The sequence below is a fragment of the Bradyrhizobium sp. Ses1 genome, assembly GCF_059512365.1.
In genome coordinates, this window is the sequence record NZ_JCAMOQ010000113.1 from 1 (window position 1) to 7,753 (window position 7,753).

The following is a 7,753-nucleotide window of genomic DNA, read 5'->3' on the forward strand; positions in this document are numbered from 1 at the left end:
AAAGGTGGACTTCTCTTGCTTCGGGTATCATCCATATCTTGAATCACGACTCACGATCCAAGAAAAGTGGGTACTAGTCCACCTTCGGGCCAGATCCTTTGAGGAACTGGCGGTTTTTTTCCGTTTTCGCATCATCGCTGCTCCTGGATGCCTGGGAGTTTGAACATATTCACACGACGGCCCCTAAAGGGACTTGAATCGCACGTGGCGTCAAATTGTACGATCTCAAACTAGGTGGCGCCGGTTGCCCGCCGCGCCAGCGCTCAATCCGAGGAACGTGGTTTTGTTCTATCCGCACAGATCCTGAGAGCTGCTATGCCGACAAAATCGCGCAAACGCATAAACGTCGATCGGCCTGCAGAAGTTCTCGAGGCGCTTTGGCAGCAGTTCTCGCTCGCCACGACATTGCAAGAGATTGCCAAGCATCTCGGAGCGGCAATGTGAAAAGACCTGACGGCTCCAAGAAGGTCTTGCTAGTCAACCACGCTGAAGGCCAATGCCGGGCCATTGTCGGCTTCAAAGATGGAGATCCCAGAGCGGCCTATATGTGTGGCGAGCCTGTATTGAGAAGATCGCGCAAGACACTCTCCTCATGGTGCGCTTATCACCATGGTCGGATGCACGTCGCTCCTGTCGGACAAGCACGTGAGCGAGAGCCTACACCTTGAGTCCCCAAACTACATCGACTGTACCTGAGCTCCTATATCGCCACGAGCTGCGACTGCTTTTGCAGATACGTGACGGTACGCGCGCCTTGTCTAAGACAATAAAGCGGTAATCGACACCTCCCGCGGAAATTGAGGAGCTCTCATTGGCCGCTTCGGGAGGGACATCCTGTGCAAGACTAAGAAAAGCGGAACACCGATGATGGATCTTTGCACGCTGATTGAGCGCAACGCGACGTTCGCGCCCGACAACCCCGCGATCCATTTCGAGGGCGGGACTTTAAGCTACTCTGTCTTCAATCAACGGATCGAACAGGTTGCGCGCGCCCTAAAGAGCCAGCTCGGTGTCGAGAGAGGCGATCGCGTCGCGATTCTCAGCCTTAACCGGCCGGACTATCTGGTGCTACTCTATGCCTGCGCGCGGCTCGGCGCAATTCTCGTGCCACTGAACTGGAGGCTTGCGGTCGCCGAGCAGCTCTTCATCCTGTCCGACGCCGCCGCCAAGGTGCTGGTCGTCGAACACGCCTTCGAGGCACTCCTGCCGGCGCTGGCGGAGCAACTTCCGGACATCTTCGTGGTCGGCTTCGATTATACGCCCCTCCTCGGAAGCAAGTGGGATGACTTGCTAGAGAGAGGGCGCGGCGATGGTCGGAGCCCGCACACGGACCTGTCCTGCCCGCTTCTGATCGTCTATACCTCGGGCACCACCGGCCGGCCGAAAGGCGCTGTGCTACGCCAAGAGGCCCTGCTGTGGAATGGGGTTATGAGTCAACACATGCATGGCCTCACCTCGGCCGACCATGTCTTGACAGTGTTGCCGCTGTTCCACGTCGGCGGCCTCAATATCCAGACCACGCCGGCGCTGCATCACGGCGCGACGGTTACGATCCACCCGCGCTTTACGCCAGAGGCGACGCTTGCTGCGTTCGAGCACGACCGGCCTACGCTAGCCGTGTTGGTGCCTGCCACGATTCAAGCTCTGACCGAGCATCCTGGCTGGCCGACGACCGATCTATCCTCACTGAAAGCAATTTCCACTGGCTCGACCATGGTGCCGCGGCACCTGACCGACCGCTTTGCCGCGCGCGGCGTATCCGTCCTGCAGGTTTATGGCTCCACGGAGACCTGCCCCATTGCCATCTACACGAGGCTCGGCGCCGATCTTGCGCGAGAGAGTTCGAGTGGATTGCCTGGCCTATGCTGCGAAGCGGCAATCCTCGACGATGCCGGCAACGAGCTGCCGCCAGGCACCCCAGGCGAGATCGCAGTGCGCGGACCCAATCTCTTCAGCGAATATTGGGGCAATCAACAAGCAACCTATGAGGCACTGCGTAACGACTGGTATCACACTGGTGACGTCGGCCACCGCGATGTCGACGGATACTTTTGGGTGCATGATCGCAAGAAGAACCTGATCATTTCCGGCGGAGAAAATGTCTATCCGGCGGAAGTTGAACGTGTGCTTTTAGAGCACCCCGATGTCGCGGAATGCGCCGTCGTCGGTCGGCGCGATCCGCGGTGGGATGAAGTTCCGGTCGCTTACGTGATCAGGAGATCAGGCGCGCGGATTGAAGCGGAAGCTCTGAAGGCGCATGTGCAGTCACAGCTCGCCCGTTTCAAAGTGCCGCGCGAAATCATTTTCACGGAAGAATTGCCACGAACCGCGTTGGGCAAAATACAGCATTTTATGCTGAAAGAGCACGATGCGCGATCAAGCCAGGAACGAAACAGCAATTGAGTATCGAAGGTTGAGCGATGGCTAGAACTCGCGTGCCGCCCGAAACGATATTGCGTCTCCGGCTCACCGAAAGTCGCTTCGGTCAATTGTTGTACATCAATGCGACTGCTGCACGTTCATCTTAGTGGAGGACTGCGCTTCCGTCCAATAACGCCAAATACCCCGGAGCTCGCTGATGCCGCGGATCCTAATTATGAATGCCGGTACCGCTCAGATGTCGGGCACCGATCTGACGCCTATCCAACTTTCGCTTGCCGCCAAGTCTGCTTGGCGTTCCGTATGGTTTGCACAACCGGGCGACGTAATTGTCTCTCCGGTAGCGATCCCAACTGACCTGTTAGACTACGTTGGCGCGACGCTTAAGTTTGACCCATCGACCGTCTTGGTGCTCGTGCCAGAAAACGCCCACGAGACGGGGGTCCTTAGTGATTTCACTCTGCAGTCCAATACCGTTGTTGAACAGCTCAGCAGCCACATCCGTCAGAAAGCACATTGGAAACTATGTGCTTGCTACTCAACGGAAGGCATTGCTCGCTTAGCCGCGATGCTTGGCATACCGCAGAACGGTGACGACTTCGCTCTGCAGCGAGGACATGATCTGTTGAACCGCAAGAGTCACTTCCGTCAACTGGCAACAAGTGTCGCACTTCCGATACCCAGTGGATGCGTAACGACAAGCTCAGACGAATTATTCAGAGCGGTTGCGTCCCTGAGGTCTGAAACAGGCAGCGTGATTGTAAAGTTAGACAATGGAGCCGGCGGGGTAGGAAATGTTATATTCACCGGCAAGGAGAGCGCTCCACTCCCTGGAGCAAGAGAAACCCGGCGGCTCCTTTGGTCGTCGTTTGATCCTGGCGCGCTTTGGTCTGAGGTGACAACTCCGTCGTGTAAAACGGTGGTTGTCGAATCGTACCACTTGGCTCGTTGTCTGTTCTACCTTGAGTTCGAAATTGAGGAAAATGGTTCAATCGCATACGTCAACAGTGGAAACATACGTCTGCGTCGAAGCGAAGATCGATCCGAAAGAGCTCTCGTCTGGACTGGACTAGAGCTTCCAAGCGACCTGCGCGATGAGCAGCTCTCGACCGCTTACGCGCATGCCTATCGATTTGTGGAGCTTGCGCGGACCTTGGGGTACCGCGGGATGATCAACATAGATGCCATCTTCTCGATCGATAGGCAGCTGCTGTTTAATGAAGCGAACGGTCGGTGGGGCGGAGGCTCGGTATTGCACAGCATTGCTGACCGGTTGCTACGACCCGACTATTCCCATTCCTACGTGATTTCATCTGTGCGCAATGTCCGACTAAACTCCCTCCGAACGGCGCTTGATTGTTTTGTCAATGAAGGATTGCTATTCGATAGTATACACAAGGAGGGCGTTATTCCGCTTGCCGCCGATCAAGAGGCAGGCACGGTGGAGTGTCTCGTGATCGCGCGCGACAGGCTGGTGGGCCGGAATTTGGAGCAGAGGTTATTGACCATACTCTGAGTGGCTCACAGCGCCATGTCCCAAGTCTTCAGGATGCATTCTTCGGAGCATTCGTTCGAACTTGAACAACACCCCTTTTCCAGCCGTGCTGAAGCCAGAAGGAGCCCTGAGGACATGGCAAAGCACTCTCTTCCAGGTTGACTGGCCGCTCGCAGCACTGTCAATTCTTCCATTGCAAACCCAGGTTGTTCGGCTCACCAATCTTGTCAGCTTTCCCTGTGGGCACACCACGACCGTGCAAACGCTTGGTCCTGCGGCCTCGGCGCGCGAAGCAACAGAATGCCGGAGCGATGCAGATTGGCATCCAAATCTGCGGTCATTGGCCCTATTCTTCAGTTGATCAAACTAGTTCGGCAGATCGTCCCAGTTTGGCCAACATTTCGCCAGAGGACCGCGTTCCCCTCTCCTCTTGACGAGCAGAATTAGCCTTGGTCCGATAACTTACGATCCAGCATCACTGACCAGACAGTAGCGAAGGGCGACGAAGATGACAAAATATCTTCGTTGGTCGAGCACTGCTTCATCTAGTTAGAGAGCGCCGGCCGACATCGATAGACCACATTCTCGCGGCGTTACAATCCCTAGCATCTAGCTAGCGGACCTCACGCGAGCGGCAGGTTTTCGATTATCCGGCGGTTCGCACCGCGGTATTTTGAACAAAAGTAGACGAGCGACCGACGCTCCCCGGCGTGCACCAGCCTTACCTCATGCCGGAAGCTACATGTCGTGATAACTACGGTTCCCAGGTGCGGGCGAAACACTTGGGGCTCACGCTCAGTTGGATATACGACGAACTCACCGCCCTCGAAATCTCTCGCGAGCTGAACAATCACAGAATACTCGAAGTCGGGGTCGCTCTCAGCATCCAAATGGACGCCAACAAAGGACCCAGGCGGCATGCGATGAATTTGGCATCGGCGAATGACGCACTCTGATGACCCTCCGAAGATCCTCCTGAGCGCAGAGACTCGCTCTGTCCTTTCAACTAGTTCGATGATCTGCGTAGAAGCTGTACCATTCACGTTGCTAGGATGATGGCCAGGGTGATCTAGCCGCACTCGTTTTACAAAAACATTGTGAGAATCGCCCGCATCTCCCTCCCGAACCGTTTCTTCGGGAATACCGCACTGCAGCTGATCGATCCTCGTCAGCTCGTCTTTGGTGAACAGTGTCTCGGGGGCAATCAGGACGGTACCTTTATCTGCCAGCTCTGAGCGGTACTTCGCGAGAGCATCTTCTGAAAGCAAAGCAAGTTTATCACTCATTGTGCGCGCCTTTCGGATTCACTCAAATTCAACTCTTCTCGTCCGCCTGCAACGAGCGGATCGCCAGATCCCAATTCTCGCCGTCGAAATCATCTATTCTTATGCTTTCGATCGCCGTTCTATCTAGGCATCGAACATTTACGCTGAATCCTGAAGGATTCGATCGCGGGCGATAAAATGGCTTCACTCCGCAAACGCGACAAAACGTGTGCCGAGCGATGTTCCTATTGAACTGGTATGTCGTAAGGAGTTCTTCGCCGCATTCAATCCTGAGCTTGTCGTTGGCAACGAGCATATGCAAAAATCCGGACATTTGGCAGATTGAGCAATTGCACTTCACTGCAGCAATCTGTGCCGGCGCACGGACGTAGAACATGACAGAACCACAATGACAACGGCCGTGGTGTTCAACCTCACGTTGAGCACCTCGATCAAGCGAGTCAGTTCGAACTAAATTGCGGCACCATTCTAAGCTGAGCCGATAAGCGCAGTCGAATTCATCCAAGAAACGGCTGTTGCAGTCGGCAGGGACCAGTTCGCTAATGAGCCGGCTTGTCATCTCTCCGTGATATTTCTCCGCAGGATCCTCGCCGCCGACATGGACCCGGAAATACTCAAGATCGCCGGACCGAGCATCAAATGTTTTGACCAACGTGTTCCAAAGTGCCTGAATCATTTCCGCAGCATGTAGCTCAAAGGCAACCATGTAGGCGCAACGCACTATGGGGTCTGTCGACGACAAGCCATGATATAGCGCACGCAGGTACCGGCTCGTCATGGTGCTGTAGTTAGGCTGTATTGCTCGACCAAGCAGCCGCGACGTATCTTTTCTAAAGAGTTTTGAGTGGAAGTTTTCTGTGTCCAGAATACTGGGTAGCGCAGCGTTGCCGCCCTGGAGAACCCGACTATGACCTCCCGTCTCATCCCAACAGATAAAATTTGCGACCACACTGGTCAGCTCAACATCCCTCGGGAGGGCTCGATTGCGATGTATTGCGTCGAATATGAGATCCTTTTGCGATCCCGCCTGCAGGTATGGGAAAGCCTGTGACATCGCGAAGTATTCAGGTAGTAGACTGGCAACCTGGTCTTTGGACATTTCCGCAGCGAACGGATGGCGGCCAACAAGAGCCCGGCCTCGGTGAGCCAAGTACTCGCCAACTGGTATCTCTGAAGGCTGATGCAGTTTAGAAGGAGAAGCTTGGGATAACGTCATTCGAACCCCGGATATGCAGAAAGAGAGAGAGATTTTCTTGGGCTAGACCTAAAACCCCCAACGGATACCGATCTCCCCGGGTCGAGAGATGCGTTCATTTCCCCACAAAGAGGCATCACTTCCTCTTGAAGGCTGTCGATCTTGTCGATTCATCCAGTCTCCTCCGGCTTCGGGTAGACCTTTGGTGCGATAGTCGCTTTGCTCAACTTACTTATTCACCGCGTGGATTTGCTTGCGCCAAACGATTCCGTCGTCTCGCAGGGATGCTCATTGGTTCCTCGATTGTGAGCTGTAGTTCCCACGGGGCGTCGGTTCGGTTGCGCGAGATCAAGGCAACTCCACGAGGACTTCGTAGTGTGGGTTGGAGCGAGTGCCCGGGCCCTCGCCTGCGCTATTGTGGTTGCGAGCTCAAGCACACCGGCTCTCGCTTTTGCTTGACCAGCACTCAATAAAGGGAAGATATGCGCGCCTTCACTTTCGCCTGTCCGATCACGAAGATGATGGTCCAGAAGTGGCTCGATGATGATGCCGAGGCGACGGAACGAGACTTTCAAGGCGTTGTTTGCCCTGCTTGTTCGCAGTTGCACTTCATAAGTCGTAAGACTGGAAAGCTGCTGGGGCAGAAAGAAGAATGACAGCGCCTCGCCATTCTGGAGCCTTGACTTGTGTGCTTTTTCGGCTCTAGCGGTCACTTCCGTCGCCCAGGAGCTCCCACGGGGGCGCTCCTGCAGGAGAAAGCGTCACCCAGCTGTTAAAAGCCCGCCGCTCATTCGTATAGCGCAGTGGGTCTAAGTGCCGAGCGGCCGACATGATAGCCTTGTATATCTGAGCCAGGTTCAGGTGCACTCGTCGCGCATTGCTGTCGGTCGCGATGGAATCTCACGCCCGAGCACCGGGCAACGAACATTGACGTGGAAATTTAGCCTCGTCGTTCATAATAGCGCGCTGTTTGGGGACGCGGGTCCAAGGGAAGGAGAGTATCGCTCGTCCTGCGCGTCTGTGTGCACTCAGCCCTCCCTCAGTTTTGCTGCATCTCAATAGCAATCGCCGTGCCAGCGCTGTCCTCGCCCTTTAAGCTTCTGATTAGGCTTATAGAAATTGCGAGCCGATCGATCACGCCAGGTGTTTCGAGTCTGACAAGAACTGTGCGATGGTCAGAAACCGGACAACGATGACAAGCCTCAAATGACGCGAACTCATGCGCGAACGGAAGTTCTGAAATGCAGGTGCTGCCAGCCTGTCGATTCTTAAGAGAGCGTTAGCCCGTATTTCTCACACGACCAATTGCTCTGCGACGGGAATAGGATGATCTGGCGAAGGCGATGAGGAGCCGTGGCGCTGAAGGCGCGGCGGGCGATTTGATTTTGAGTGTCTCCG

Annotated in this window: 5 protein-coding genes; 3 read left to right on the plus strand and 2 right to left on the minus strand. The window is 55.2% G+C overall.

The window, feature by feature from the left end; translation table 11 throughout:
- Nucleotides 1-234 precede the first annotated feature (234 nt).
- The 3 genes from AC5ZG5_RS45195 (at nucleotide 235) to AC5ZG5_RS45205 (ending at nucleotide 3,895) form a co-directional block, all read left to right on the plus strand.
- Complete coding sequence (locus AC5ZG5_RS45195; protein ID WP_456647072.1) at nucleotides 235-444, plus strand: hypothetical protein; 210 nt, start codon at nucleotides 235-237, stop codon at nucleotides 442-444.
- 423 nt (nucleotides 445-867) lie between these two features.
- Nucleotides 868-2,403 (plus strand): class I adenylate-forming enzyme family protein, encoded by a 1,536-nt coding sequence (locus tag AC5ZG5_RS45200; protein ID WP_456647076.1) that lies wholly within the window; start codon nucleotides 868-870, stop codon nucleotides 2,401-2,403.
- Between the two features lie 175 nt (nucleotides 2,404-2,578).
- Nucleotides 2,579-3,895 (plus strand): preATP grasp domain-containing protein, encoded by a 1,317-nt coding sequence (locus tag AC5ZG5_RS45205; RefSeq protein ID WP_456671309.1) that lies wholly within the window; start codon nucleotides 2,579-2,581, stop codon nucleotides 3,893-3,895.
- A 602-nt stretch (nucleotides 3,896-4,497) separates the two neighbouring features.
- On the opposite strand, the gene AC5ZG5_RS45210 is transcribed toward AC5ZG5_RS45205, so the two are convergent.
- Nucleotides 4,498-5,160, minus strand: a complete 663-nt coding sequence (locus AC5ZG5_RS45210; RefSeq protein ID WP_456647074.1) for a 2OG-Fe(II) oxygenase — start codon at nucleotides 5,158-5,160, stop codon at nucleotides 4,498-4,500.
- Between the two features lie 28 nt (nucleotides 5,161-5,188).
- Complete coding sequence (locus tag AC5ZG5_RS45215; RefSeq protein WP_456647075.1) at nucleotides 5,189-6,376, minus strand: GFA family protein; 1,188 nt, start codon at nucleotides 6,374-6,376, stop codon at nucleotides 5,189-5,191.
- Nucleotides 6,377-7,753: the final 1,377 nt, after the last annotated feature.

Coding starts and splice junctions, on each gene's coding strand:
- AC5ZG5_RS45200 (WP_456647076.1), top strand. CDS start 868: ATGGATCTTTGCACGCTGATTGAGCGCAACGCGACGTTCGCGCCCGAC.
- AC5ZG5_RS45205 (WP_456671309.1), top strand. CDS start 2,579: ATGCCGCGGATCCTAATTATGAATGCCGGTACCGCTCAGATGTCGGGC.
- AC5ZG5_RS45210 (WP_456647074.1), bottom strand. CDS start 5,160: ATGAGTGATAAACTTGCTTTGCTTTCAGAAGATGCTCTCGCGAAGTAC.
- AC5ZG5_RS45215 (WP_456647075.1), bottom strand. CDS start 6,376: ATGACGTTATCCCAAGCTTCTCCTTCTAAACTGCATCAGCCTTCAGAG.